21 protein-coding genes are annotated in these 24,862 nt (G+C 55.2%); 14 read left to right on the plus strand and 7 right to left on the minus strand.

All coding sequences use genetic code 11. The annotated features are described in order from the left end of the window. Nucleotides 1-51: 51 nt before the first annotated feature. A complete protein-coding gene (gene mak / locus ABDW13_RS16445) occupies nucleotides 52-963 on the plus strand; it encodes a fructokinase (RefSeq protein WP_343553626.1) in 912 nt (303 codons plus the stop codon). A 154-nt stretch (nucleotides 964-1,117) separates the two neighbouring features. Here the strand turns inward: mak and eat are convergent, their stop codons facing one another. Continuing rightward, nucleotides 1,118-2,482, minus strand: coding sequence for an ethanolamine permease (gene eat, locus ABDW13_RS16450; RefSeq protein ID WP_343553627.1), 1,365 nt, complete (start codon nucleotides 2,480-2,482; stop codon nucleotides 1,118-1,120). A gap of 259 nt (nucleotides 2,483-2,741) precedes the next feature. On the opposite strand from eat, the gene ABDW13_RS16455 reads away from it, so the two are divergent. Together ABDW13_RS16455 and ABDW13_RS16460 are read left to right on the plus strand one after the other, a co-directional pair. Beyond that, entirely contained in the window at nucleotides 2,742-3,746 is a 1,005-nt protein-coding gene (locus tag ABDW13_RS16455) for a phosphotransferase (RefSeq protein ID WP_343553628.1), read from the plus strand. Nucleotides 3,747-3,909: 163 nt separating this feature from the next. Beyond that, nucleotides 3,910-4,959, plus strand: a complete 1,050-nt coding sequence (locus tag ABDW13_RS16460) for an AraC family transcriptional regulator (RefSeq protein ID WP_343553629.1) — start codon at nucleotides 3,910-3,912, stop codon at nucleotides 4,957-4,959. Here ABDW13_RS16460 and ABDW13_RS16465 read toward each other — a convergent pair. Beyond that, the gene (locus tag ABDW13_RS16465; protein ID WP_343553630.1) at nucleotides 4,919-5,338 is read right to left on the minus strand and encodes a cell envelope integrity TolA C-terminal domain-containing protein; all 420 of its coding nucleotides are present in this window, start codon (nucleotides 5,336-5,338) and stop codon (nucleotides 4,919-4,921) included. The two genes, ABDW13_RS16460 and ABDW13_RS16465, sit on opposite strands and share 41 nt — an antisense overlap. A 154-nt stretch (nucleotides 5,339-5,492) precedes the next feature. Here ABDW13_RS16465 and ABDW13_RS16470 point away from each other — a divergent pair, with 154 nt between their 5' ends. From ABDW13_RS16470 to ABDW13_RS16480, 3 genes are read left to right on the plus strand one after another with little or no spacing between them, the layout of a single operon-like run. Continuing rightward, entirely contained in the window at nucleotides 5,493-6,170 is a 678-nt protein-coding gene (locus tag ABDW13_RS16470; protein ID WP_343553631.1) for a CsgG/HfaB family protein, read from the plus strand. A gap of 11 nt (nucleotides 6,171-6,181) precedes the next feature. Further along, nucleotides 6,182-6,541, plus strand: coding sequence for a DUF4810 domain-containing protein (locus ABDW13_RS16475; protein WP_343553632.1), 360 nt, complete (start codon nucleotides 6,182-6,184; stop codon nucleotides 6,539-6,541). After that, complete coding sequence (locus ABDW13_RS16480) at nucleotides 6,538-7,191, plus strand: DUF799 domain-containing protein (RefSeq protein WP_343553633.1); 654 nt, start codon at nucleotides 6,538-6,540, stop codon at nucleotides 7,189-7,191. Before ABDW13_RS16475 ends, ABDW13_RS16480 begins: the two co-directional genes overlap by 4 nt. A gap of 50 nt (nucleotides 7,192-7,241) precedes the next feature. Here the strand turns inward: ABDW13_RS16480 and ABDW13_RS16485 are convergent, their stop codons facing one another. Together ABDW13_RS16485 and sbcD are read right to left on the minus strand one after the other, a co-directional pair. Then, the gene (locus ABDW13_RS16485; RefSeq protein ID WP_343553634.1) at nucleotides 7,242-10,919 is read right to left on the minus strand and encodes an SbcC/MukB-like Walker B domain-containing protein; all 3,678 of its coding nucleotides are present in this window, start codon (nucleotides 10,917-10,919) and stop codon (nucleotides 7,242-7,244) included. Next, complete coding sequence (gene sbcD, locus ABDW13_RS16490; RefSeq protein ID WP_343553635.1) at nucleotides 10,916-12,121, minus strand: exonuclease subunit SbcD; 1,206 nt, start codon at nucleotides 12,119-12,121, stop codon at nucleotides 10,916-10,918. The genes ABDW13_RS16485 and sbcD overlap by 4 nt, the downstream gene beginning before the upstream one ends. Nucleotides 12,122-12,318: 197 nt before the next feature. Between sbcD and phoB the strand changes: the two genes are divergently transcribed. The 6 genes from phoB to proY all read left to right on the plus strand — a co-directional run bounded on the left by phoB (nucleotide 12,319) and on the right by proY (nucleotide 19,697). After that, nucleotides 12,319-13,008 carry a phosphate response regulator transcription factor PhoB gene (gene phoB / locus ABDW13_RS16495; RefSeq protein WP_343553636.1) on the plus strand — a complete coding sequence of 230 codons (690 nt, stop codon included), beginning with the start codon at nucleotides 12,319-12,321 and terminating at the stop codon, nucleotides 13,006-13,008. Between the two features lie 14 nt (nucleotides 13,009-13,022). After that, nucleotides 13,023-14,336 carry a phosphate regulon sensor histidine kinase PhoR gene (phoR, locus tag ABDW13_RS16500; protein ID WP_343553637.1) on the plus strand — a complete coding sequence of 438 codons (1,314 nt, stop codon included), beginning with the start codon at nucleotides 13,023-13,025 and terminating at the stop codon, nucleotides 14,334-14,336. A gap of 18 nt (nucleotides 14,337-14,354) precedes the next feature. Beyond that, entirely contained in the window at nucleotides 14,355-15,281 is a 927-nt protein-coding gene (locus tag ABDW13_RS16505; RefSeq protein WP_343553638.1) for a PstS family phosphate ABC transporter substrate-binding protein, read from the plus strand. Nucleotides 15,282-15,448: 167 nt separating this feature from the next. Continuing rightward, nucleotides 15,449-16,555, plus strand: coding sequence for a cobalamin-independent methionine synthase II family protein (locus tag ABDW13_RS16510; protein WP_343553639.1), 1,107 nt, complete (start codon nucleotides 15,449-15,451; stop codon nucleotides 16,553-16,555). Between the two features lie 399 nt (nucleotides 16,556-16,954). Next, the gene (gene brnQ, locus ABDW13_RS16515) at nucleotides 16,955-18,274 is read left to right on the plus strand and encodes a branched-chain amino acid transporter carrier protein BrnQ (RefSeq protein ID WP_343553640.1); all 1,320 of its coding nucleotides are present in this window, start codon (nucleotides 16,955-16,957) and stop codon (nucleotides 18,272-18,274) included. A gap of 67 nt (nucleotides 18,275-18,341) precedes the next feature. Then, the gene (gene proY / locus ABDW13_RS16520) at nucleotides 18,342-19,697 is read left to right on the plus strand and encodes a proline-specific permease ProY (RefSeq protein ID WP_343553641.1); all 1,356 of its coding nucleotides are present in this window, start codon (nucleotides 18,342-18,344) and stop codon (nucleotides 19,695-19,697) included. Nucleotides 19,698-20,059: 362 nt separating this feature from the next. On the opposite strand, the gene ABDW13_RS16525 is transcribed toward proY, so the two are convergent. From ABDW13_RS16525 to ABDW13_RS16535, 3 genes are all read right to left on the minus strand, one after another. Beyond that, nucleotides 20,060-20,869, minus strand: a complete 810-nt coding sequence (locus ABDW13_RS16525) for an inositol monophosphatase family protein (protein WP_343553642.1) — start codon at nucleotides 20,867-20,869, stop codon at nucleotides 20,060-20,062. A 203-nt stretch (nucleotides 20,870-21,072) separates the two neighbouring features. Continuing rightward, nucleotides 21,073-22,311: a mechanosensitive ion channel family protein gene (locus tag ABDW13_RS16530; protein WP_343553643.1), complete on the minus strand. Its 1,239-nt coding sequence runs from the start codon at nucleotides 22,309-22,311 to the stop codon at nucleotides 21,073-21,075. An 86-nt stretch (nucleotides 22,312-22,397) separates the two neighbouring features. Continuing rightward, on the minus strand, nucleotides 22,398-22,979 hold the full coding sequence (locus tag ABDW13_RS16535) for an ACP phosphodiesterase (RefSeq protein ID WP_343553644.1): 582 nt from the start codon (nucleotides 22,977-22,979) through the stop codon (nucleotides 22,398-22,400). Between the two features lie 105 nt (nucleotides 22,980-23,084). On the opposite strand from ABDW13_RS16535, the gene queA reads away from it, so the two are divergent. Together queA and tgt are read left to right on the plus strand one after the other, a co-directional pair. Next, nucleotides 23,085-24,155: a tRNA preQ1(34) S-adenosylmethionine ribosyltransferase-isomerase QueA gene (gene queA, locus ABDW13_RS16540; RefSeq protein WP_343553645.1), complete on the plus strand. Its 1,071-nt coding sequence runs from the start codon at nucleotides 23,085-23,087 to the stop codon at nucleotides 24,153-24,155. 34 nt (nucleotides 24,156-24,189) lie between these two features. Further along, nucleotides 24,190-24,862, plus strand: a 673-nt coding sequence (gene tgt, locus ABDW13_RS16545; protein WP_343553646.1) for a tRNA guanosine(34) transglycosylase Tgt, incomplete at its 3' end; no start/stop codon positions are given.

Here is a 24,862-nt window from a genome sequence, read left to right on the forward strand (position 1 = left end):
ATTCAGCCTTCTACTGTATTTGTCACCACAACGAATAATGAGGAATAAATCGTGCGCATTGGAATTGATTTAGGCGGCACCAAAATTGAAGTGATTGCCCTGTCCGACCAAGGGGAAGAGCTGTTTCGTCACCGCATCAACACGCCGCGTGATGACTATGCTGCCACGGTTCAGGCGATTGTCGATTTAGTGCTGCTGGCGGAAGAGAAAACCGGCCAAAAGGGCACGGTGGGCATCGGCATTCCTGGCACTATTTCGCCTTACACACAGCGGGTAAAGAATGCCAACTCAACCTGGCTCAACGGTCAGCCGCTGGATAAAGATTTGGCGCAGGCGCTGAATCGTGAAGTGCGTATCGCCAACGACGCGAATTGTTTGGCGGTTTCCGAAGCGGTGGATGGCGCGGGCGCGGGCAAACCGGTGGTGTTTGCGGTGATTATCGGCACTGGTTCGGGCGCGGGTGTGGCGATTGGCGGCGAGTCGCGTATCGGTGGCAACGGCAACGCCGGTGAGTGGGGCCACAATCCGCTGCCGTGGATGGATGAAGATGAGCTGCGTCATCGCGCTGAAGTGCCGTGTTATTGCGGTTTACAAGGTTGTATCGAGACCTTTGTATCGGGCACCGGATTCGCCATTGATTATCAGCGTCTGAGCGGCAAAGCGTTAAAAGGCGCGGAGATCATTAAGCTGATTGAGCAGCAAGATCCGGTAGCGGAGCTGGCGATGAATCGCTATGAAATGCGTCTGGCGAAGTCGCTGGCGCAGGTGGTGAATCTGCTCGATCCCGATGTGATCGTGCTCGGCGGCGGGATGAGCAATAACGATCGCCTGTATCAAACCGTGCCCGCATTGATGAAGCAGTGGGTGTTTGGTCGCGAGTGTGAAACGCCGGTGCTGAAGGCGGTACACGGTGATTCCAGCGGCGTACGCGGCGCGGCGTGGTTGTGGCCGTTAAAGGATTGATTGTGCGCGTTGTCCCTCACCCCAACCCTCTCCCGCAGGCGGGAGAGGGAGCAGATCGCAGCCACAATTAACATCAGCATTCACATGTGGCAGCGTCTCCTTCCCCCCACTTGTGGGGGAAGGCCGGGATGGGGGACAGCGGGCACTAACCGAATCATTCACCCACTAACATCGAATCCTGCGGTGCGTTATCACGCTGGGATTTGGTTGCCAGGAAGTAAACGTAACCCACCGCCATAATCGCCACGAACAACCCGCCAATTACCGGGTTGAACCACAGCATCGCCACCAGGCACACCAAAGACAGCACCAGCGCAATGCCCGGTACAATCGGATAGCCCGGCGCGCGGAAGCTGCGTTCCATTTCTGGCGCGCTGCGACGCAGTTTGAACAGGCTCAGCATGCTCATCAGATACATCACAATCGCGCCGAACACCGCCATGGTGATCATCGCCGCCGTCAACGTCATGCCTTGCAGATTTATAATGCCGTCGCTGTAAATCGCCGCGATACCAATCACGCCACCAGCAATAATCGCGCGATGTGGCGTTTGGAAGCGAGACAGTTTTGCCAGACTTTGCGGCAAATAGCCGGCGCGGGCGAGGGCGAAGAACTGGCGCGAATAGCCGAGGATAATGCCGTGGAAACTGGCGATCAGACCAAACAGGCCAATCCACACCAGCATATGCATCCAGTTGGAGTTCTCACCCACGATCATCTTCATTGCCTGCGGCAGCGGATCGTTGATGTCCGACAACTTGCGCCAATCGCCAGCGCCACCGGCCAGCAACATCACGCCGATTGCCAGTACCACTAAGGTCATGATGCCGGTGATATAGGCTTTCGGGATGGTGCGTTTCGGATCTTTGGCCTCTTCGGCGGCCATCGCCGCGCCTTCAATGGCGAGGAAGAACCAGATGGCGAACGGGATCGCGGCGAAGATGCCAGACAGCGCCGGCATGCCGAAGTGATCGCTACCGGCCCAACCGTTGGCGGCGAAGTTGGCAATGCTGAAGCCTGGCGATACCACGCCCATAAACACCAGCAGCTCCAATACCGCCAGCACCGTGACCACCAATTCGAACATCGCCGCCAGTTTCACGCCGAGGATATTCAGCGTCATAAACACCAGATAAGCGCCAACCGCGGCGGTTTTCGGATTGAGATCGGGATATTGCACATTGAGGTACGCGCCAATTGCCATGGCAATCGCTGGAGGAGCGAAGACAAACTCAATCAGCGTCGCCAGGCCTGCAATCAAGCCGCCGGTTTCACCGAACGCGCGGCGGCTATAAGCAAACGGACCACCGGCATGCGGGATGGCGGTGGTCAGTTCGGTAAAGCTGAAAATAAAACAGGTGTACATGGCGGCGATCATCGCGGTGGTAATCAAAAATCCCAGCGTGCCCGCCACGCCCCAGCCATAACTCCAGCCAAAATATTCGCCAGAAATCACTAATCCAACCGCAATGCCCCACAAATGCAGGGTGCCCAGTGTGGGTTTGAGCTTATTGGTCATCGTCTTCTCCCCGTCGTCATTGTTGGTGCGGCAGCTTCACCGCGCTTTTTTATCTTTGCGCTACAGTGAAGTGATAATGCCGCTGCCCGGCGCGGGAAAACTTGACGCGCGCGCAGTGAGTTTTGTCCTCCACGGTCAACTCTCAGGCAAGAAAAGTGCCAGATGCACGCTGCGGTCAACTTAGGGTTGTCTGCGGTCAAGCAGACAAGGCGAGCTCATCCCATGCTGATAACACTTGATTGATGCTGGAGACCGATGAATGAGTGCCGAACAATCCGATACCTTAACCGACGCCGCAATCACCCAGCTGGCGCATCAGGCATTGGCCTACTATCCCGCTGCGCTGCGTGGCGACTTAAAACTGTTATGCCGCTCTGAAAATGCCACTTTCTTATTGCAGGCGGCGGGCACACGTTATGCGCTGCGTCTACATCGTCCCAACTATCACAGCAAAGCTGACATCGAAAGCGAGCTGATGTGGCTGGATGCGCTGCGCGATATTGGCATTATGGTGCCGCAAGCCATCCCCGCCAGCGCCGGTGAAACGGTGCTGACCTTGCCAATGACCGATGGCGGCGAGCGCTATGCGGTGCTGTTCCACTGGATCGAAGGCGACATGCCGACCACCGATGTCGATCCCAAAGCGTTTCAGCAGCTGGGCCACATCACCGCGCGCCTGCATCAACACAGCCGCAGTTGGCAGAAGCCAGCGGGTTTCCAACGCATTATCTGGGATCATCACACCATGGTCAGCGATCGCAGCCACTGGGGACGCTGGCAGGATGCGCCGAACCTCAATCCTGCCGATCACGGCATCGTGGCGGAAGCGGTGGCGCGCGTCGGTCAGGAGCTGCAAGGCTTCGGCAAAGATGCCAATCGTTATGGGTTGATCCACGCCGATCTGCGTTTGACCAACTTGCTGCTGCACAAAGGCGAAACGCGAGTGATCGATTTCGATGACTGCGGAATGGGCTGGTACCTGCACGATCTCGCCGCCGCGATCAGTTTTGTTGAGCATCATCCGCGCGCCGCTGAATGGGTGGATAACTGGATCCTCGGTTACGAAAAAGTGGCGCACATCAGCGACGAAGAGATGGCGCTGGTGCCAACGTTATTGATCCAGCGTCGCATTCAAATGACGGCGTGGATGGGATCGCATGCGGAAACCGAAATGGCGCTGAGTCTTGGCCCGCGTTGGGCCGATCATTCGGTGCGCTTGTGTCGTCGCTATCTGGAAACCAATCAGCTGCCGGTTGGCGTTTGATGCACCAGCAGTGATCAGTGCTGCGCTGATGCGGCGCAATAGCGGTCGCCAATCATGGCGACCGCACGTAAAAACCCGCGGATTACTCGCCTGGTACGAAAATTGCTGGAATCTTCACACTGTTTCACTCGCGCCCAATTGTGAGGTTCCAATGCAATCACTCATGACTCCCACTGACGCCTTCAGCGCCTTATCAGTCAGCGCCAGCAATCGCGGCGTGCTCGCGGCGGCGGCCACCGGGCTAAGCGCATTTATCACCGACAAAGGTGGCGATGTCGATCGCATCTTTGGCATCAGCGGCATCAACTCAGAGCTGCTCGCCAGCCCAACGCTCAGCCTGGGATTGGTGAACTACTGTCGCGTGATGGAAGAAGCGGCGCGTCATTCGGGTTTTGATAACTTCGGTTTGCATTACGGCAAGCAGTTCAAACCGCAGTCATTAGGCTTGATTGGTTACATCGGCCTGTGTTCGCCCACGCTGGAACAGGCGCTGCATAACGTGGTGAATGCCTTTCCGTGGCATCAGCACGACACCTTGACACGGCTGGTGGATAAGGGTGAATGCTGGCGGCTGGATTATCAGGTGCGTCACGGCGCAATCCTCTCGCGGCGTCAGGATGCGGAGCTGACGCTGGGCATGTTCCTCAATATCATTCGTCACGTGGCCGGTAAAAACTGGGCGCCGCGTGAAGTGCATTTCGAACATCCGCGTCCGGAGCAGTGGCATGAACACTGCAAAGTGTTTGATGCGCCAGTGTGGTTCGATCAACCGTTCAACTCATTGCTAATCCCCAAACGCGATCTGCTGCGATCGATGCCGGAACAGGATCCGATGCTGCTGATGGTGATGCAGGATGCGATTCGCCGCCTCAACAGTTCAACCAGCTTGCAAAGCGTGGTCGAACAGGCGCGTTCGCAGGTCAATTTGTCGCTGATGCAGGGCGAGCCGGTGCTGGAAGAGATTGCGGAAAAAATGGGGCTATCGAGCTGGTCGCTGCAACGGCGACTGCGCGAGGAAGGCATTAGCTTCACCGCGCTGGTGGATAAAGTGCGCTGCGAGATGGCGACCTATTATCTGCAACAGAAGCAACTGCCGATCTCGGAAATGGCGCTGCTGCTTGGCTATTCCGAAGTCAGCGCCTTTTCGCGTGCATTCCGTCGCTGGTTTGGCATCAGCCCGCGCCAGTGGCGTCAGGATGGGCTGGCGAGCTAGGCGCGAAACCAAACCACGCCGGTTGAGCACGATCGGGCGGCGGCGGTAAATCTTTGCTTTGTCCAATCAATTGCCAGGCGCGCAGGCACAGCGTTTCATCGCCTTGCGTCTGCGTTACCGCGAAACGCCCGCTGTTTTGCCACTCCAATCGCACCAAACATTGCTGACCCGCATATCTTTTCGCATCGTTGAAATGCTGGTTCAACTGATGCTGCATTTCATCAGCCCATTTGCAGGATGCGCTGCCCGGCTCGCTCTGCGGCTGACACAGATTGGCGATGCTATCTTGTTGCTTTGGCTGCGAATGTTGGCAGGCGCTGAGCGCCGATATAATGATTAACCCGCCGAATAATCCCGCCATTCTATTAATTAAATTCATTAATGTGCCTGTATTTCCGCTAAAGATCCTATGCCTCATTGCCGACAGTCTACAGACCGGCTCAACCAATGCTATGGCATTACTCTGACTGTCGGCAGAACCAGAATTTGCCGCAACCTCGCGGCTTTATCCCCTTTTGATTCATGGATTCGAAATGCAGAAAAAATATGCTTTTGCGGCACTCTCCTTGTTAAGCGCGGCGCTGCTCAGCGGCTGCGCGACCGAATCGTCGCGCGCCATTGAAGCGCCACAGGTGCGCGCGGCCAGCCAGCCCGCGTATCAGGGCGTGCGCAGCCCGATTGCGGTCGGCCAGTTTGATAACCGTTCGTCGTACATGAACGGCATTTTCTCCGATGGTGTCGATCGTCTGGGCAATCAGTCGAAAACCATTCTCGTCACGCATTTGCAGCAGACCAATCGTTTCAACGTGCTGGATCGCAGCAACTTGAAAGAGCTGGAGCAGGAAGCGGGCTTCAAAAAGAGCCAGCAGAACATCAAAGGCGCCACCTATATCATCACCGGCGATATCACCGAGTTTGGTCGTAAAGAAGTTGGCGATCAGCAGCTGTGGGGCATTCTTGGTCGCGGCAAGAGCCAGGTCGCTTACGCCAAAGTGAATTTGAATGTGGTGGATGTCACCACCTCAGAAGTGGTGTACAGCGCACAGGGCGCGGGCGAATACCAGTTATCTGCACGTGAAATTATTGGTTTCGGCGGCACCACCAGCTACGACTCAACGCTGAACGGCAAAGTGATGGATCTGGCGATCCGTGAAGCGGTCGATCATTTAGTCGATGGCATTAACAGCGGCGCGTGGCGCCCAGCGAAATAAGGATATTACGCATGAAATTATTACCGTTGAGTGCGGCGCTGATCGCCGCGAGCCTATTAGCGGGTTGTGCGCCAAAAGGGCCAGAGCCGATCTATTACTGGGGCGATTACCAGCAGCAGATCTACAGCTACTACAAAAAAGATTCCGATCCGCAAAAACAGATCGAAGCGCTGAATCTCGATATCGAAAAAGCCAAAGCGGTGAACAAGCCAGTGGCGCCGGGTCTGCACGCCCAGTTGGGGCTGCTGTATGCCAAAACCGGCGCAAGCGATAAAGCCTTTAGCCAGTTTGCCACCGAAAAGCAGCTGTTCCCTGAATCTGCGCCCTACATGGACTTTCTGATGAAGAAAAAGCAAGGAGTTGCCCAATGAAAAAGTGGATTGCTGCATGCAGCGTGTTGACTGCGCTGCTGCTCACCGGTTGTGCGCACAAAAAACCTTACGATTACAGCGCATTCCGCGCCAGTAAGCCGGCTTCCATTCTGGTGTTGCCTGCGGATAACCGCTCGCCGGATGTTAATGCTGCTAACAGCTTCACCTCGCTGGTGACGCAACCGCTGGCAGAAGCAGGTTATTACGTGTTCCCGGTGGCGGTGGTGGATGAAACTTTCCAGCAGAACGGATTAACCAACGGCCATGAAATTCAAGCCGTCAGCCCGCAGCGCCTGCACGATATCTTCCATGCCGACAGCGCGCTGTACATTTCGGTGACCGATTACGGCAGCAGCTATCAGGTGATCCAGAGCGTGACCACAGTATCGGCTAACGCACGGTTGGTGGATCTGCGCAGCGGCAAAGAGTTGTGGCAGGGCATTGCTACGGCAAACGATGCCGAAGGTGGCAACAACAATAGTGGCGGCATTATTGGCATGTTGGTGTCGGCGGCGATTAAGCAGATTGCCAGCAATGTCAGCGACAAATCGCACACCATCGCCGGTGTCACCAGCGCGCGTCTGTTAGCGCAGAACGAGCAGGGCGGTTTACTGAGCGGCCCGCGTTATAAATTGGCGAGTACGCGTTAAGTTAAAATACAGTGAATGGTAGCGGCGCGATTTATCGCGCCGCTAAGGAATCATTCCCCCGGCAACTCCAGTTTGCTGTAGCCTAAACCGTTCATCTTGCGCACTCTGATCTGCACCGGAATGCGCTCTTTCATCGCTTCCACATGACTGATGACGCCGATGGTTTTGCCGCTGGCATTCAAGGCATCCAGCGCATCCAGCGCGGTATCCAGCGTTTCGGCATCCAGCGTGCCAAAGCCTTCATCAAGGAACAGCGATTCGATACGCGTTTTGTGGCTGACCAAATCCGATAACGCCAGCGCCAGCGCCAGACTGACAAGGAAGCTCTCGCCGCCGGACAAGGTACGCGTATCGCGGGTGGCATCTGCCTGCCAGGTATCCACCACTTCCAGTTCTAGCTCGTCACTGACGCGGCGTTGCAGTAAGTAGCGGCCGTGCAAACGATCCAACTGGCGATTGGCCAGCCACACCAAATGGTCGAGCGTCAAACCTTGTGCAAAGCGACGGAATTTATCGCCTTTGGCTGAGCCGATCAGGTCGTTCAGCCGACCTAACTGCGTCAACGTTGCATCATCTTCGGCGATCTGCGTGAGTAACGCTTGCTGCTGCTGTCGCTGCTGGGCATCGCTGTGCAACTGCTGCTGCGCTTCACCTTGCTGGCGTGCATTGTCGCGCAACGCGATGCGCAGTTGCTCCAGTTGCTGTTGCAGGTTGGCGGCGCTTTCATCACTCAACGCCGCCGGACGCTGCTGCTGATGCGCCGCTAAACGTTGCGCAAGCTGTTCGTGCAAGGTGATTTGCTGCTGGCGCTGCTGCTCAAGCGTGTGTAACTGCTGACGCAATTGCTGCACTGCATTCTCGTCCAGCAACGCCGCGCGCAACGCCGCTTCATCGGCAAAATCACTGTGCTGCAATGCGGCCAGCAAGGCGGTTTCTGCGGCCTGCACTCGTTCACTTAAGGTCTTTTGCTGCGCATTGATTTGCTCACATTGGCCGTTCAGGCTGTGCAGCGCGCTCTGCGCCTGCTGCCACTGTTGTAACTGCTGCGCCAGCGCCTGTTCGCACTGCTGCAAGGCGGCTTGTTGCTGCTGACGCGCTTCCGCCACCTGTCGATCGCCAAACAGTTGCTGACGCTGCTGCACCTGCTGTTGATGCTGCTGTTGCAAGGTGCCGAGCGCCTGCTGCAACTCGTCCAGCCGCTGCTGTTCACGCAGCTGCTGCTGTTGCAGGCTGTTGCGCTCGCTTTCGGCTTTCGCCAATTGCGGCTGCAACTCGGCGAGTAACCGTTCACTCTCCTGCCATTTGCGCCAGCGCTGCTGCAAGTGGTTGAGCCAGCTTTCGCGCGCCTCCGCTGCCGGTAGATCAAGCTGATGCTGCGCCAACTGCTGTTGCAACTGCTGCGCCTGCTGCTGCTGAGCGTTGCGTTCGCTGGTTTCGCGTTGGCTGAGTTGATCCAACGCGTGCTGGCTGCTGGCGATTTGCTGCTGCGCCAGTTGTTGCTGAGTTTGCTGTTGCTGCCATTGCTGCTGCTGTTGCAAATGCGCATCGCGGGTTTGCTGTACCAGACGGGCTGCATTGTCACGCGCTTGCAGTTGTTGCTGCTGTGCGTGTTCTTCAGCATCCAGGTGTTGCTGCCACTGCGCAAATTCGTCTTGCTGCTCCAGCGTGCAGGTAAGTGCCAGCTCACCGCTCAGCGTTTGCCATTGCGAATTGGTGGTGGCGATCTGCTGATCGTAATCGCTGATTTCCTGCTGCAAACTTTGCTGTTGTTGCAGCGATAATTTCTGCTGTTCGCCTTTGGCGGTACCCGACTCTTTTAGTTGCGCGACACGCGTTTCCAGTTCGGTTAAACGTTGCTGGTTGGCGCCCGGTGCAAGCTGCTGATATTGCGTGATCGCCGGATGTTGGCAGGAACCACACAGCGGACACGGCTGATCGGGTTGCAATTTGGCGCGCTCGTCAGCCAACTGGGCGATAGTGCGCTCCAGCTCGCAAATTTTACGCACGTCGAGCAGCGCCTGATGTTCACGCTTGTACTCATCACGCAGCGCCTGAAGCGCCAATTCTTCAACCTGATGCTGTTGCTGCAACTGCACCAGCTTCTGCTGGCGCTGCAATTTCTGCGGCTGCAAGTTACGCCATTGCGCGGCTAACAAAGTGAGTTGTTGACGCGCAGCGCGTTGAGTTTGGTGTTGCGCCAGGGCGGCGCGCAACTGCTCGCTGCTGCTTTCGGCTTCGAGCGAAGTCAGTGCTTGCTCCGCTTGTAAGCGTTGCTGTGCAGCTTGCGCTTCAGCCTTTTGCAACGGTTGTGCCGCTTGTTCACGCTGAGCATACGCCTGTTGATGCTGCTCCAGCTGGCTGCGCTGTTGCTGCTGCTGTTGCTGCAACTGCGTCAACGTTTGTTCACGCTCATCCAGCCGGGCGATGTCGGCCTGCCAACGGCTTAATTCGCCACCCCAATCGGCAACGGCGGCTTCTTCACGGCGCAGGGTTTGTTGCTGCGCCACTTGCTGCTGTAAACGTTCACTTACCTGCTGTTGCTTGCTGAGCGCGGTTTGCTGAGTTTGCAGCGCCGCTTGCTGCTGCGTGTGCAGTCGTTGCTGCTCGCCTAATTGCTGTGCGCTGCTGTTGATGCGTTGATCGAGCGGAATCACCTGTTCGGTCAGCAAGGTTTCCAGTTGCTGTTGTTGCTGCAATGCTTGCTCACGCGCCTGTTGCGCCGCTTGATAGTGGCTTTCGCCCTGTTGCAACGCGGCTTGAGCTTGCTGCTGCTGGCTGATTAACTGCTGCGACTGCTGCTCCAACGCTTGCCGATCCTGCTGCAATTGCTCGCGCTGCTGTAACTTCTCGCGCAGTTTTTCTGCCGGTTCGGCGCGCGCCAAACGTTGACGATCGCTCTCGGCTTGTTGCCACGCCTGCTGAGCATGTTCCAGCGTTTGCTGCGCCTGCTGTTGTTCCTGCGCCAACTGCTGCGATTGAGTCAGCCAGTGTTGCTGTGCCTGCGCCTCGGTTAATTGCTCGCTCAGGATTTTCTCCTGCGCGCTGAGTTCCACCAGCTGTTGCGTTAACTCGGCACGGCGCGCTTCATCCAGCAACGACATGCCGCCCGCCCGCGCGCGCAGCGTATCCAATTCACTCCGCGCGGTGCGCCAGCGCTCGTAAATCTGCACCGAGATTTGTCCATAGATTTCGGTGCCGGTCAGCTCTTCCAGCAGCTCGGCGCGTTCGCCGGGCTTGGCGTTGAGGAAGGCGGCAAACTGGCCTTGCGACAGCATCATCGAGCGGGTGAAACGGGCGAAATCCAGTCCAGACAAGGTTTCGATGGCTTTCAGCTTATCGCCGACTTTATCGGCAACGATTTGATTATCCGCCACGCGCGCCAATTCAACACGCGGTGCCTGCAATTTGCCGTCGGCTTGTCCACGTGCGCGGTTCTGGCTCCAGAAGGCGCGCCACGCTTCGCCTTTCACTTCAAACTCCACTTCAGCTAAGCATTCGGCGGTATCGCGGGTGATCAACTCATTCTGGGTTTGCGACAGCACGCCAAGGCGCGGCGTTTGGTGATACAGCGCCAGACAAATCGCATCCAGTAAGGTGGTTTTCCCTGCGCCCGTTGCGCCGGTAATGGCAAACAGGCCGTTGCTGGCAAAAGGTTCGCGGCGGAAGTCGATAAACCATTCGCCGCGCAGCGCGTTGAGGTTTTTAAAGCGTAAGGTCAAAATTTTCATGCAGATGGATTCTCCAGCGCGGCAAGCTGCGTGCGGAACAGCTGTGTCAATTGTTCCGCTTGTTCGGCATCCAGCTGTTCTTCTTGCGCCAGGCGGCGGGCAAACACCTCTTCAACTTTCAATTCGCTCAGCGTTTCATTATCCAGCCGTTCGAGGTTGCGGCTGCGCTGTTCGCGACTGCGGCGCACCAGTAGCACTTCAACCGGCAAATGCTCGGTTAACGCTTCGATACGACGCTGCAAATCACTGAGATATTCCTGCGTGGTGATCTCAATATCCAGCCAGGTCAACGGCGCGCTTTCATCGCTGGTGAACTGCGCCAGCTGATGCTCGATTTCGGCCATCGAACCTTTCAGCATCTGCATCGGCTGAAACTGCGGAATGATTAATGGCGTCACTTCATCCAATTGCGCACTGAATTCCAGAAGGAACACGCTTTTGTCGCGTCCCAGCTCATCAAAACTGAGTGGAATTGGTGAACCGCTGTAACGAATATGATCGCTGTTGGCGATGCGTTGCGCGCGGTGAATATGGCCGAGCGCGATGTAATCGGCCGGCGGAAACGCCTGAGCCGGGAAGGCATCCAGCGTGCCGATATAGATGTCGCGCACCGAATCACTTTTGGTCACGCCGACCGTGGTGAGATGCCCGGTGGCGATGATCGGCAGCGCACTGTTTTGTGCCTGCGCTGCGGCGAAGCATTGTTGATAATGCTGCTCGATGGCTTCCAGCAGCGAAATTTGCTTTTCGCGCCCCGATTGCCCGGCCTGGCTGCGCAGGATATCGCGCGGGCGCAAATAAGGAATGGCGCACAGCAGCGCACCCGGCGTGCCATCGCGTTGCTTCAACGTTAATACCTGATGTTCACCGTGCGGCGTCGCGCTGGTGATCACTTGAGTATTCAGGCACGCCAGCAGTTCGCGTGATTCATTCAGCGTGGCAACCGAATCGTGATTGCCCGCCAGCACCACCAATTGGCAGCCGCTGGGCTGCAACGCCACCACAAAACGGTTAAACATTTCGCGTGCGTAACTCGGCGGCGAGCCGGTATCAAACAGATCGCCGGCGATGATCAGCGCATCCACCTGATGCTGCACAATCTGGTCCAGTAGCCAGTCAAGAAACGCTTGATGTTCTGGCGCGCGACTTTTGCTGTAAAAGAACTGTCCGAGATGCCAGTCCGCAGTGTGAATAATGCGCATGAATGCTCCGTGCAAGCTTAAGCGAGGGCGAATTATAACCGCTTCAGATCAATAAGAAATAAAGCAGATTTATGTTGTCACATTTCAATTTCTTATCTATTTATCTAGGGGCGGTGTTTTCATAAAAGTGTCATAAAACTGACGCATAATGGCGCCGCAAATCCCAGTGACAGATGGTCACACTAGCAGGAGTTACAATGGCTAAGCGCATTTTGGTTGTGGAAGACGAAGCTCCCATCCGTGAAATGTTATGTTTCGTGCTGGAACAGAATGATTACCAGCCTATTGAGGCGGAAGATTATGACAGCGCGATTGGTAAGCTGATCGAACCTTGGCCTGATTTGATTCTGCTGGACTGGATGTTACCCGGCGGCAGCGGTATTCAATTCATTAAACATTTGAAACGTGAAGCCATGACGCGTGAAATCCCGGTGATGATGCTGACGGCGCGTGGTGAAGAAGAAGATCGCGTACGCGGTCTGGAAGTGGGCGCGGATGATTACATCACCAAGCCATTCTCACCAAAAGAGTTGATGGCACGTATCAAAGCGGTGATGCGCCGTATTTCACCGATGGCGGTGGAAGAGGTAATTGAAATGCAGGGCTTGAGTCTGGATCCTTCCTCGCACCGCGTGATGTCGGAAAGCACGCCGCTGGAAATGGGGCCGACCGAATATAAATTGCTGCACTTCTTTATGACGCATCCAGAACGTGTGTATAGCCGCGAGCAGTTGCTGAACCACGTTTGGGGCACCAATGTGTATGTCGAAGATCGCACCGTAGATGTGCATATTCGTCGTTTGCGCAAAGCGCTGGAACTCACCGGCCACGATCGTATGGTACAAACCGTGCGCGGAACAGGGTATCGTTTCTCTGCCCGCTACTAAACGGAGTTTTTACCGTGCTGGAACGACTCTCCTGGAAGAGATTGTTGATCGAGCTGGCGCTGGTGTGTTTGCCTGCGCTGGTGCTTGGTCTGTTGTTCGGTTATCTACCCTGGCTGCTGCTGATTGCAGTATCCGGCGTGATGTTTTGGCACTTCAAAAACCTGATGCGTCTGTCGCACTGGCTGTGGGTCGATCGCTCGATGACGCCGCCCGCCGGACGCGGCAGCTGGGAACCGCTGTTTTACGGCTTGTATCAAATGCAGTTGCGCAACCGTCGTCGTCGTCGCGAGTTGGGCAATCTGATCAAACGTTTCCGCAGCGGCGCTGAATCTTTGCCCGATGCGGTGGTGCTGACCACCGAAGAGGGCACCATCTTTTGGTGTAACGGTTTGGCACAGCAGCATCTGGGTTTACGCTGGCCGGAAGATAACGGCCAGAACATCCTCAATTTGCTGCGCTATCCCGAATTTTCCCGCTATATCCGCCAGCGCGATTTCGACAAGCCGCTGACGCAGATCCTCAATAATCAGCATCATATGGAATTCCGCGTGATGCCGTACAGCGAAGGGCAATGGTTGATGGTGGCGCGTGATGTCACCCAGATGCACCAGCTGGAAGGCGCACGTCGCAACTTCTTCGCCAACGTCAGTCATGAGCTGCGCACGCCGTTAACCGTGCTGCAAGGCTATCTGGAAATGATGGACGATTCGGTGATGAATGAGCGCACGCGGGCCAAGGCGTTGCACACCATGCAAGAGCAAACGCGGCGCATGGACAGTCTGGTGAAACAGTTGCTCACCTTGTCGCGCATCGAAGCCGCGCCGGCCATCGATCTGAAAGAAACCGTCGATGTGCCGACCATGCTGCTGCTGTTGCAGCGTGAAGCAGAAACGCTCAGTCAGGGACGCCATTCGATCCATTTCCACACCGATCCGCACCTCAAAGTGTTCGGCAATGATGAACAGCTACACAGTGCGATTTCCAATCTGGTGTACAACGCGGTGAACCACACGCCAGAAGGCACGCGGCTGGATATCAGCTGGCTGCGTACTAAGCAGGGCGCGGAATTCAAGGTGTGCGATAACGGGCCGGGCATCAGCGAGGAGCATATTCCGCGCCTCACTGAACGCTTTTATCGCGTGGACAAAGCCCGTTCGCGCGCCACCGGCGGCAGCGGCCTGGGATTGGCGATCGTCAAGCATGCGTTGAGCCATCACAACGCGCGGCTGGAAATCACCAGCGTGCCGCATCAGGAAACCTGTTTCAGTTTTCTTCTGCCGCCACGGTTGATTGTGGCTAACGGGATACGTGAGAATGTGGCGCACTGATCGCCACTGGACTCGCTGATGAAATCGCTGTTGCTGTTGACCTCGTTGCTGCTCGCCGTACCTGCATGGAGCCAACAAACCATGCTGACCGGCAATTTAAGCAGCGTGGGATCGGATACCCTGGGTTATCTGATGACCTTGTGGGGCGAGGATTTCAGCCGCCAGTCGCCGGGCGTTAACGTGCAGGTGCAGGCGGCGGGTTCTTCCACTGCGCCGACTGCGCTGGCCGCCGGTGCTGCGCAGTTGGGCGCGATGAGCCGTCCAATGCAAATTGATGAACGCCAACTGTTTATCGCGCGTTACGGCTATCCGCCGCTGGCGGTGCCGGTGGCGATGGATGCGCTGGTGGTGGTGGTCAATCAAGACAATCCGCTGCCGCGCATCGCTCCGCAACAACTCGATGCTCTGTTCTCAATCACCCGTTTGTGTGGCGCGCAACAGGTGCCGCAACGCTGGGGCGATCTCGGCTTAAGCGATAGCCACTGGGCTACGCGCAGCATTCAGCGTTTTGGCCGCAATTCCGCGTCGGGAACCTGGGGTTTCTTCAAGCAACAGGCGCTGTGTAAAGGCGATTTTCGTGCTGATGTAGCCGAATTTCCTGGTTCCGCTGCCGTGGTGCAAGCGGTGGCGGCGACGCCGAATAGCATCGGTTACGCCAGTTTTGGTTTCCATCTTAGTGGTGTGAAAATGCTGCCGGTGGTGACGGCGGCAGGCGACAGCGTGATGCCCGATGCCGAATCAATCCGCAGCGGTCGCTATCCATGGTCGCGTCCGCTCTATATCTACGTCAATAAAGCGCCCGACAAACCCTTGCCGCCGTTGGTGGATGCGTTTCTACAGCAGGTGCTGTCAGCGCAAGGTCAGCGCCGAGTGAGTGAAGCCGGTTATTTGCCGTTGTCTGAAACTCAGATGGCGCAAGCACGCGCGGCGATTGAGGCAAATTAAACCACGCGCATCCGATCATGAATTTCTTTCATGTAAGCTGAATTTTCTTCCATTGCTGAAAAGACACCAGCATGGCACTCTCCTTGGACATATAGCCATCCAGATGGCTAAAAATAACCAAGCGAAATTATACCCTGTGGTAATTACACCCAGGATGAGGAGTGACGATGCCAGCTCAACCCCCTTTCCGTGCCGATACCGTCGGCAGTTTTCTGCGCCCCGCCGCCATTAAAAAAGCGCGTGAACAGTTTACCAAAGGCGAAATCAACGCCGAGCAACTGCGTCAGGTGGAAGACCGTGAAATCCGCCATGTGGTTGAACAACAGCGTGCCAACGGCCTGCAAATTGTTACCGACGGCGAATTCCGTCGCGCATGGTGGCATTTCGATTTCTTTGGCGATTTGCTCGGTGTGGAGTTGTTTGAAGCGGAGCAGGGGATTCAATTCAATGGCGTGCAAACCAAAGCGCACGGCGTGAAAGTCACCGGCAAAGTGGCGTTCAATCCAAATCACCCAATGCTCGATCACTTCCGTTTCCTGCAAAGCGTGGCGGGCGATGCGCTGGCGAAGATGACCATTCCAAGTCCTAGCGTGTTGCATTTCCGTGGCGGACGTAAGGTGATCGATGCCACGGTTTATCCCGATCTGAAAGAGTATTTCGCCGATCTAGCACAAACCTATAAAGATGCGATCAACGCGTTTTACGCCGCCGGTTGCCGTTACCTGCAACTGGATGACACCGTTTGGGCTTATCTGTGCTCAACCGAGCAGCAGCAACAGATCCGCGAACGTGGCGAAGATCCACAAGAACTGGCGCGCATTTACGCTGAAGTACTGAATAAAGCGCTGGAAGGCAAACCGGCGGATTTAACCGTTGGCTTGCATGTGTGTCGCGGCAACTTCCGCTCCACGTGGATTTCCGAAGGCGGTTACGAGCCGGTCGCCGAAGTGCTGTTCGGTGGTGTGAACATCGACGCGTTTTACCTCGAATACGATAACCAACGTTCCGGTGGCTTCGAGCCGCTGCGCTTCATCAAGCCAGGTCATCAGCAAGTGGTGCTGGGTTTGATCACCACCAAAACGGGCGAACTGGAAGATGCGGCGCAGGTCGAAGCGCGTTTACGCGAAGCCGCGCAGTTCGTCAGCCTTGATCAAATCTGCCTCAGCCCGCAATGCGGCTTTGCCTCAACCGAAGAGGGCAACAGCCTGAGCGAAGAGCAGCAGTGGCAGAAGATTCGTCTGGTGGTCGATATAGCGAGAACAGTCTGGAAATGATGTAAAGCAGAGCAAACAGGCGCGTAAATCGCGCCTTTTGTGCATGCAAAGGGCAATTTATGCAAAGAGATCTCCCGCGTTGCGGAAACTTTTAGCAAATCATCTGAGGTGTTTTCCTACAATTCCATCGTGATTCACTGCTTTATTCCACTATCTTGTTATATCCTTCTGGTTTTCCGATCCCGTATTGCCTTTCTTCGCTATAAACGTTCTAATTTGCGCCGTTGTCGATTTATCCCTCTGCGAACACAAGAAAAGTAGTTTAAATCACCTGCGCTTTAACGATTCGTCCCGCATAACACGCTGGTCTGGCCGAATAAGCCCCGGTTTTAGCGCATCCAGAGGACAACACGAACTCAACTTCCACCGCAACATCAGCTACAGGCAGTACAGAAGTTTATGACACATCGTTTAACCTCCAAGGATATCCTGGCGCTGGGCTTCATGACGTTTGCCCTGTTCGTTGGCGCAGGAAATATCATCTTCCCACCGATGGTGGGGATTCAATCTGGCGAGCACGTTTGGATTGCTGCTTTTGGCTTCCTGATTACTGCGGTTGGTTTGCCGGTAATCACGGTGATCGCGCTGGCGCGCGTCGGCGGCGGCATTGATGCCCTGAGCTCACCGATTGGCAAAGCTGCCGGTTTGCTGCTGGCGACCGTGTGCTATCTGGCCGTAGGTCCGCTGTTTGCCACGCCACGTACTGCCACCGTTTCATTTGCCGTCGGCATTGCGCCACTGACCGGCGATGGCACGCTGCCGCTGTTTATCTACAGCCTGGTGTACTTCGCGCTGGTGATCGGCATTTCGCTCTATCCGGGCAAACTGCTGGATACCGTTGGTCACTTCCTTGCACCGCTGAAAATTCTGGCGCTGATCGTGCTTGGCGTCGCGGTATTGATTTGGCCTGCTGGCGGCGTTTCTCCGGCGACCGAAGAGTATCAGCGTGCCGCCTTCTCCAGCGGTTTCGTCAACGGTTATCTGACCATGGATACCTTGGGTGCGCTGGTGTTCGGTATCGTGATCGTTAATGCGGCGCGTTCACGCGGCGTAGAAGATGCCAAGTTGCTGACGCGCTACACCATGCTGGCCGGGATTATCGCCGGTATCGGTCTGACGCTGATTTACCTGACGCTGTTCAAGCTGGGCAACGACAGCGGTGCGCTGGTGGCACAAAGCGCCAACGGCGCTGAAATTCTGCATGCCTATGTGCAGCAGACCTTTGGCGGCATGGGCAGCTTCTTCCTTGCGGCACTGATCTTCGTGGCGTGCATGGTGACGGCAGTTGGCCTGACTTGTGCCTGTGCAGAATTCTTTGCGCAATACCTGCCACTGTCGTATAAAGCGCTGGTGTTTATTCTGGGTCTGTTCTCGATGGTGGTGTCGAATCTCGGCCTGAGCCACTTGATTCAGATCTCGATTCCGGTGCTGACCGCGATTTATCCGCCGTGCATCGTGCTGGTAGTGCTGAGCTTCACGCTGAAGTTCTGGAACAAAAGTTCGCGTATCATCGCGCCAACCATGCTGGTGAGCCTGCTGTTTGGTATCGTTGATGCGATAAAAACCACCAGCTTTAAAGATGTGCTGCCGCTGTTTAGTCAGCATCTGCCGCTGGCCGATCAGGGACTTTCCTGGTTACCGCCGTCGCTGACGATGCTGGTGATTGCTGCGGTGGTGGATCGTGCCAAAGGACGTGAGCAGGTCGCCGTCCATCAGTAAGCGACATTGCTGTTAATTCCGACCACGGGCTCGCCCGTGGTTTTTCATTTTCAAGGTACTGAGAGTTATGCAAGAAACCAACAAGCTCAAACGTGGACTGAGCACGCGTCACATTCGCTTTATGGCGCTGGGATCGGCAATTGGTACTGGGCTGTTTTACGGCTCGGCTGATGCCATCAAAATGGCGGGACCCAGCGTGCTGCTGGCGTACATCATCGGCGGTGCGGTGGCGTACATCATCATGCGCGCGCTGGGTGAGATGTCGGTAAACAACCCGCAGGCCAGTTCGTTCTCGCGCTATGCGCAGGATTACCTTGGCCCATTGGCGGGTTACATCACCGGCTGGACCTACTGTTTTGAAATCCTGATTGTGGCGATTGCCGACGTAACGGCTTTTGGTATTTACATGGGCGTGTGGTTCCCCGAGGTGCCGCACTGGATCTGGGTGCTGAGCGTGGTGCTGATCATCGGCGCGATTAACCTGATGAGCGTGAAGGTGTTTGGCGAAGTGGAGTTTTGGTTCTCCTTCTTCAAAGTCGCCACCATTATCATCATGATCGTTGCCGGTTTCGGCATGATTTTCTGGGGCATCGGCAACGGTGGTCAACCCACCGGCATCCACAATCTGTGGACCAACGGCGGTTTCTTTGCCCACGGCATCGTCGGCATGCTGCTGTCATTGCAGATGGTGATGTTTGCTTACGGCGGCATTGAGATTATCGGCATCACCGCGGGCGAAGCGGAAGATCCGAAGAAGTCGATTCCACGCGCCATTAACTCAGTACCGATGCGTATTCTGGTGTTTTATGTCGGCACGCTGTTCGTGATTATGTCGATTTATCCGTGGAATCAGGTTGGCACTTCCGGCAGCCCGTTTGTGCTGACCTTCCAGCATTTAGGCATTGCCGCCGCCGCATCGATTCTTAACTTTGTGGTATTGACGGCGTCACTGTCGGCGATTAACAGCGATGTATTCGGCGTCGGACGTATGCTGCACGGCATGGCGCAGCAAGGCCACGCACCGAAGGTATTCCAGAAAGTCTCTAATCGCGGCATTCCGTGGGTCACGGTATTAGTGATGATGCTGGCGATGTTGGTTGCGGTGTATCTCAACTATCTGATGCCGGAAAAAGTGTTCCTGGTGATTGCCTCATTGGCGACTTTTGCCACCGTGTGGGTGTGGATCATGATTTTGCTGTCGCAGATTGCTTTCCGCCGCAAAATTGGCAAAGAAGAGGCCGGTAAATTGCAGTTTGCCATGCCGGGCGGTAGCGCCACCGCATGGTTCGGCGTACTGTTCCTGGCCTTTATTATTGGCTTGATTGGTTACTTCCCGGATACGCGCGTGTCGCTGTATGTCGGCTTCGCGTGGATTGCGCTGTTGCTGCTGGCGTGGCCATTGGTGAAAAAGCGTAAGGGATAATGCATATCTAATGGTTGGGTGCGCATTCTTGCGCACCTGGTCACCATAAATGGCGACCCTACGATGGCGACCCGCAATTTTTAATCTACATATTTTTCCAAAAAATAATTCGGCGCATCCTGTCGCCGAAAAAGTTACAAAGGAGAAAAGTAAACATATATCTAAGGGATGATTGACGCTGCCAGAATACGCGTTTTCCTGCGCTAATCAGCATGAAGAGAAAAATATAGAATATTCGCAGATCGCCGATTCAATAACGTTTATCTGGCTAACCTAATGCGAGGGGAAAAGTTAAGCCGACGTAAATAAATCGACTTAACGTAATGCGGATAAATTCTGAAGTCCGGCGTGCAGTGAAATTATTATAGCGACGGATGATCCGGCAGCAGTGCTTTCAATTGTGGATATATCACCGCATTCGCCAGTAATACCGGATTGCCATTCTGCAAACCGTGATTAATAAGATAATCGTTGCTGATGCCGCCCGCTTCGCGCATTAACACAATGCCAGGTAAACCATCCCACGGATTCATATGCGCTCCGTAGTAACCAATCAAGCGTCCTGCTGCTGCCCACGCGCTCATCAACGCTCCTGAACCGTTGCGGATAAACATGCCGCCTTGCGTCAATAACGCGCCAATAAAGGCGGTGAGCGGTGCAATCGGTTGGCTGTTAGAGCTGCTGAGACCCAGCAGGCCCTGATCGAGTTGTTGTGCGCTATGCGCCTGAATGCGTTTGTCATTGACCCACGCGCCTTTACCACGGCAGGCATGAAACATTTCATGATGATTGGGATCGCAGACCACGCCAATCACCGGCTCGTCTTCACAGACAATGGCTAACGAAACGCACCAATTGTGCAAACCGTTAAGGAAGCTGCTGGTGCCGTCAATCGGATCGATCACCCAGATAAACCGCGCGCCGCTAGTTTCACCGCCGCTCTCTTCACCGAGTACTGCGTCATCAGGAAAACGTTCGTGAATCAGATGCTTGACCAGTTGCTCAACGTTGCGATCCGCTTCGCTGACCACATCCTGCAAATCCTTCTTGTGTTCAATCACTAATTGATGACGTTGCTGATACCAGGATAACGCGCGGCTGGCGGCGGCTTTCGCTACATCGCGGGCGAAATGATAGCGTGCATCCAATTCGGTAAGCGTGGCTGATGACATCTTTCCCTCTTATGATTTTCTGACTGACGAAGCAACTACAAGCGCCAAAATTGGCACGTTAGCTGTGTGACAGACTTAACAAAAGTTAAGAAAGGTTTCATTAAGCCGTAGATGGCTGCGACTGACAAGAGGAGAAAGAAGCCAGTCAGCGAAAATTTTAATTACGCTGACCGGCGAGGTGAGAAGGCGGATTAAAGCTGGGTTTATTTGCCGATTTGGCGCATGTCATTTCCGGTGGGTGATTGATGCACGCGCAAACCAAAGGTCGGTAATACGGCATAAATATGGTCAAAAATATCCGATTGAATATTCTCGTACTCTTTCCACACCGTGGTGCTGGTGAAAACATACACTTCGAGCGGCAAGCCGTTTTCACCTGGCGCCAATTGACGCACCATCAAGGTCATCTCTTTGTGGATACGCGGATGTTGTTCCAGCCAGCTTTGCAGCCAGACGCGGAAGGTACCGACATTGGTCAGACGACGCCCATTCAGCGGCGAATTTAAATCACATTCAAGTTGCGCATTCCATGCTGCCACTTCTTCATTCTTGCTGTGCAAATACGGCGTTAACAAGTGGGCATTTTTCAATTGATTCATTAATTCCTCATCGAGGAATTTGATGCTGGTGGTATCTATATGCACGCTGCGTTTAATTCGACGCCCGCCAGATTCAGACATGCCGCGCCAGTTTTTGAATGAGTCAGAAATTAAGGCGTAGGCGGGAATCGTGACGATGGTGTTATCCCAGTTGCGCACTTTTACCGTGGTCAGCGAAATATCAATCACGGAACCATCCGCGCCATATTTTGGCATTTCCAGCCAGTCATTCATCTTGAGCATATTATTGGCAGCTAACTGAATACCAGCGACCAGACCGAGAATCGGATCTTTAAATACCAGCATCAGCACCGCCGTCATGGCACCCAGACCGGTGATCAATACGCCCGGTGATTTGCCCAATAACAGTGAGATGATCATGATCACCATTAAAATCGCGGCAATCAATTTTACGCTTTGAATAATCCCGCGCAGCGGTAATTGCTGTGCCAGCACGCTGTTGGTGCTGAGCTGTTGCAGCAAATCCAGCAGCGAAAACAGTAATAGCAGGGCAAACACCATCATCCACAATTGCGCAAAAATCAGCAGCGCGGCATAGAGTTGCGTGCTGTCATGCAGGAAAGCTTCAGTTTGCAGCTTAAATAACACGCCTTGCATCAACCACACGCAGCGGCTGAACAAGCGGCTGTTGATCAGCGTTTTCGGCCATTGGCGCTGACTTTTCTCGGCGCGGCGACGCAGCAGCGGCAAAATGGCGCGGTGCAGGATGCCGTGCGTGAACAGTGAAATGGCGAAGATAATGGTAATAACGATCCCCAACGCCAATATGTTGGGGTAATGAATACCGGCTTCTGCGAGCCAGTTGGCAATGTAATGTTGCATGTAAGAATTCCCTGAGCGTGAGCGAGTATTTCGGTCACGCAGGGTAGGGGGCCAGCCTTTTCCAGTCCAACAGACAGGTCTTGAAGTTACAACTGTTGTGCGCGGGCGTCGGCCATCAAGCGGGGATAAAACTGGAAGAACAGCGGTTCAAGCCGATCGTAGTGATCAACAAAATCCTGGTAAGAATCACGCAGCGCCGCCAGACGTGGGCGGCGGTGCGCCATGCCGCTTAGCACACGCTGCAACCGCGCAGGTTCGGCGTAATGCTCGAACCAGCGTTCACGCCACATCACCGAATTCAACTCAATGAACCCCTCTGGCGTGCCAGCCAGTTGCGGCACAATGTTGTTTTCCGCCTCGGCGGTAAACGCGGCCAGCGATTGGCTTGGCGTGAATTGATCCCAATGCAGTGCAAGGAAGTGATCCCAAATCACGTCCAGTGTGATCGGCGCTACGCGGCGCGTTTCTGCGCGAAATAGCTGACGCGCTTCACGCACTTCCGGCAGATTATCGGTCAATACGTCGATGCGACGATGCATCGCAATGCCGTCCACCACCGGCGCGGGCCATTGCGATTGCACGTTGCCGCGCACGAAGTCGGCCATGAGATTGCCCAGCAGCGAGCTGTTTGCCAGATCTGCTAAATGGAGGTGTGCGAGAAAGTTCATGGCACGCATTATAGACAGAATCACAGAAACTCAGCCAGTTGTTCAGAATTTGCCGCTTTTCCGCTAAACTATGCCGCCTGATTTTAAGTCCTGAAGAAGTGATGCATGCGCGTAGCCGATTTTACCTTTGAGTTGCCAGAATCCTTAATCGCCCACTATCCACAGGCGCAGCGTAGCGGTTGCCGCTTGCTGTCGCTGGATGGCCCAAGCGGGGCGCTGAGCCACGGCGTGTTTACTGACGTCATGGATAAGCTCAATCCGGGCGATTTGCTGGTGTTCAACAACACCCGCGTGATTCCGGCACGTGTCTTTGGCCGTAAAGCCAGCGGCGGGAAAATCGAGATGCTGGTTGAGCGCATGCTGGACGACAAACGTGTGCTGGCACATGTGCGCGCCTCGAAAGCGCCAAAGCCGGGCGCGGAATTACTGCTTGGCGATGATGAAAGCGTCAAAGCCACGATGGTGGCGCGCCATGACACGCTGTTTGAAATTGCCTTCGAAGACGACCGCGCGGTGCTGGATATCCTCAACAGCGTTGGCCATATGCCGCTGCCGCCGTATATCGATCGTCCTGACGAAGATGCCGATCGCGAGTTGTATCAAACCGTCTACGGCGTGCGTCCGGGTGCGGTTGCGGCACCTACCGCCGGTTTGCACTTCGACGAACCGTTACTGGCGGCGCTGAAAGAAAAAGGCGTGGAGATGGCGTTTGTTACGCTGCACGTCGGCGCAGGCACCTTCCAGCCGGTACGCGTGGAAACCATCGAAGATCACATCATGCATGCCGAATATGCCGAAGTGCCGCAAGAGGTCGTCGATGCGGTGCTGGCGTGTAAAGCACGCGGCAACAAAGTGGTGGCGGTCGGCACCACTTCGGTGCGTTCGCTGGAGAGCGCAGCTAAGGCCAGCCAGGATGCGCTGATTGCGCCGTTCTTCGATGACACGCAAATCTTCATCTATCCCGGCTATCACTATCAGGTGATCGATGCGCTGATCACCAACTTCCACTTGCCGGAATCGACCCTGATTATGTTGGTGTCGGCGTTTGCCGGTTATCAACACACCATGGCGGCTTATCACAGCGCGGTGGCTGAGCAGTACCGTTTCTTTAGCTACGGGGATGCGATGTACATCACCCGTAATCCACAAGCACCAGACGAAACCGTCGGTGCGTAATTGAATCAGACTGTTTCTCTGATTAGAGGTTAATGTGAAATTTGAATTAGATACTACCGACGGGCGCGCGCGCCGTGGCCGTCTGGTCTTTGATCGTGGCGTAGTGGAAACCCCGGCGTTTATGCCGGTTGGCACCTACGGCACGGTGAAAGGCATGACGCCGGAAGAAGTAAAAGAAACCGGCGCACAGATCCTGCTCGGCAACACCTTCCATCTGTGGCTGCGCCCAGGCCAGGAGATCATGAAGTTGCATGGCGATTTGCATGATTTCATGAACTGGCAAGGCCCGATCCTCACCGATTCCGGCGGCTTCCAGGTCTTCAGCCTTGGCGATATCCGTAAGATCACCGAAGCGGGCGTGCATTTCCGTAACCCGATCAATGGCGATCCCATCTTCCTCGATCCAGAAAAATCGATGGAGATTCAGTTCGATCTCGGTTCTGACGTAGTAATGATTTTCGATGAATGCACCCCGTACCCAGCCGATTGGGATTACGCCAAGCGTTCGATGGAGATGTCGCTGCGCTGGGCGCAACGTAGCCGCGATCGCTTTGATTCGCTTGGCAATAAAAATGCGTTGTTCGGCATTATTCAGGGCGGTGTTTACGAAGATTTACGAGATGTCTCGGTTAAAGGTCTGGTAGAGATTGGCTTTGATGGGTACGCTGTGGGCGGCCTGGCGGTGGGTGAACCTAAAGAGGACATGC

This window comes from Pantoea sp., from assembly GCF_039594315.1.
GTDB lineage: Bacteria > Pseudomonadota > Gammaproteobacteria > Enterobacterales > Enterobacteriaceae > Pantoea.

Coding starts and splice junctions, on each gene's coding strand:
- brnQ (WP_343553640.1), top strand. CDS start 16,955: ATGACACATCGTTTAACCTCCAAGGATATCCTGGCGCTGGGCTTCATG.
- proY (WP_343553641.1), top strand. CDS start 18,342: ATGCAAGAAACCAACAAGCTCAAACGTGGACTGAGCACGCGTCACATT.
- ABDW13_RS16480 (WP_343553633.1), top strand. CDS start 6,538: ATGAAAAAGTGGATTGCTGCATGCAGCGTGTTGACTGCGCTGCTGCTC.
- ABDW13_RS16455 (WP_343553628.1), top strand. CDS start 2,742: ATGAGTGCCGAACAATCCGATACCTTAACCGACGCCGCAATCACCCAG.
- ABDW13_RS16525 (WP_343553642.1), bottom strand. CDS start 20,869: ATGTCATCAGCCACGCTTACCGAATTGGATGCACGCTATCATTTCGCC.
- phoB (WP_343553636.1), top strand. CDS start 12,319: ATGGCTAAGCGCATTTTGGTTGTGGAAGACGAAGCTCCCATCCGTGAA.
- ABDW13_RS16460 (WP_343553629.1), top strand. CDS start 3,910: ATGACTCCCACTGACGCCTTCAGCGCCTTATCAGTCAGCGCCAGCAAT.
- ABDW13_RS16505 (WP_343553638.1), top strand. CDS start 14,355: ATGAAATCGCTGTTGCTGTTGACCTCGTTGCTGCTCGCCGTACCTGCA.
- ABDW13_RS16485 (WP_343553634.1), bottom strand. CDS start 10,919: ATGAAAATTTTGACCTTACGCTTTAAAAACCTCAACGCGCTGCGCGGC.
- ABDW13_RS16535 (WP_343553644.1), bottom strand. CDS start 22,979: ATGAACTTTCTCGCACACCTCCATTTAGCAGATCTGGCAAACAGCTCG.
- ABDW13_RS16530 (WP_343553643.1), bottom strand. CDS start 22,311: ATGCAACATTACATTGCCAACTGGCTCGCAGAAGCCGGTATTCATTAC.
- ABDW13_RS16470 (WP_343553631.1), top strand. CDS start 5,493: ATGCAGAAAAAATATGCTTTTGCGGCACTCTCCTTGTTAAGCGCGGCG.
- ABDW13_RS16465 (WP_343553630.1), bottom strand. CDS start 5,338: ATGAATTTAATTAATAGAATGGCGGGATTATTCGGCGGGTTAATCATT.
- ABDW13_RS16510 (WP_343553639.1), top strand. CDS start 15,449: ATGCCAGCTCAACCCCCTTTCCGTGCCGATACCGTCGGCAGTTTTCTG.
- ABDW13_RS16475 (WP_343553632.1), top strand. CDS start 6,182: ATGAAATTATTACCGTTGAGTGCGGCGCTGATCGCCGCGAGCCTATTA.
- eat (WP_343553627.1), bottom strand. CDS start 2,482: ATGACCAATAAGCTCAAACCCACACTGGGCACCCTGCATTTGTGGGGC.
- sbcD (WP_343553635.1), bottom strand. CDS start 12,121: ATGCGCATTATTCACACTGCGGACTGGCATCTCGGACAGTTCTTTTAC.
- queA (WP_343553645.1), top strand. CDS start 23,085: ATGCGCGTAGCCGATTTTACCTTTGAGTTGCCAGAATCCTTAATCGCC.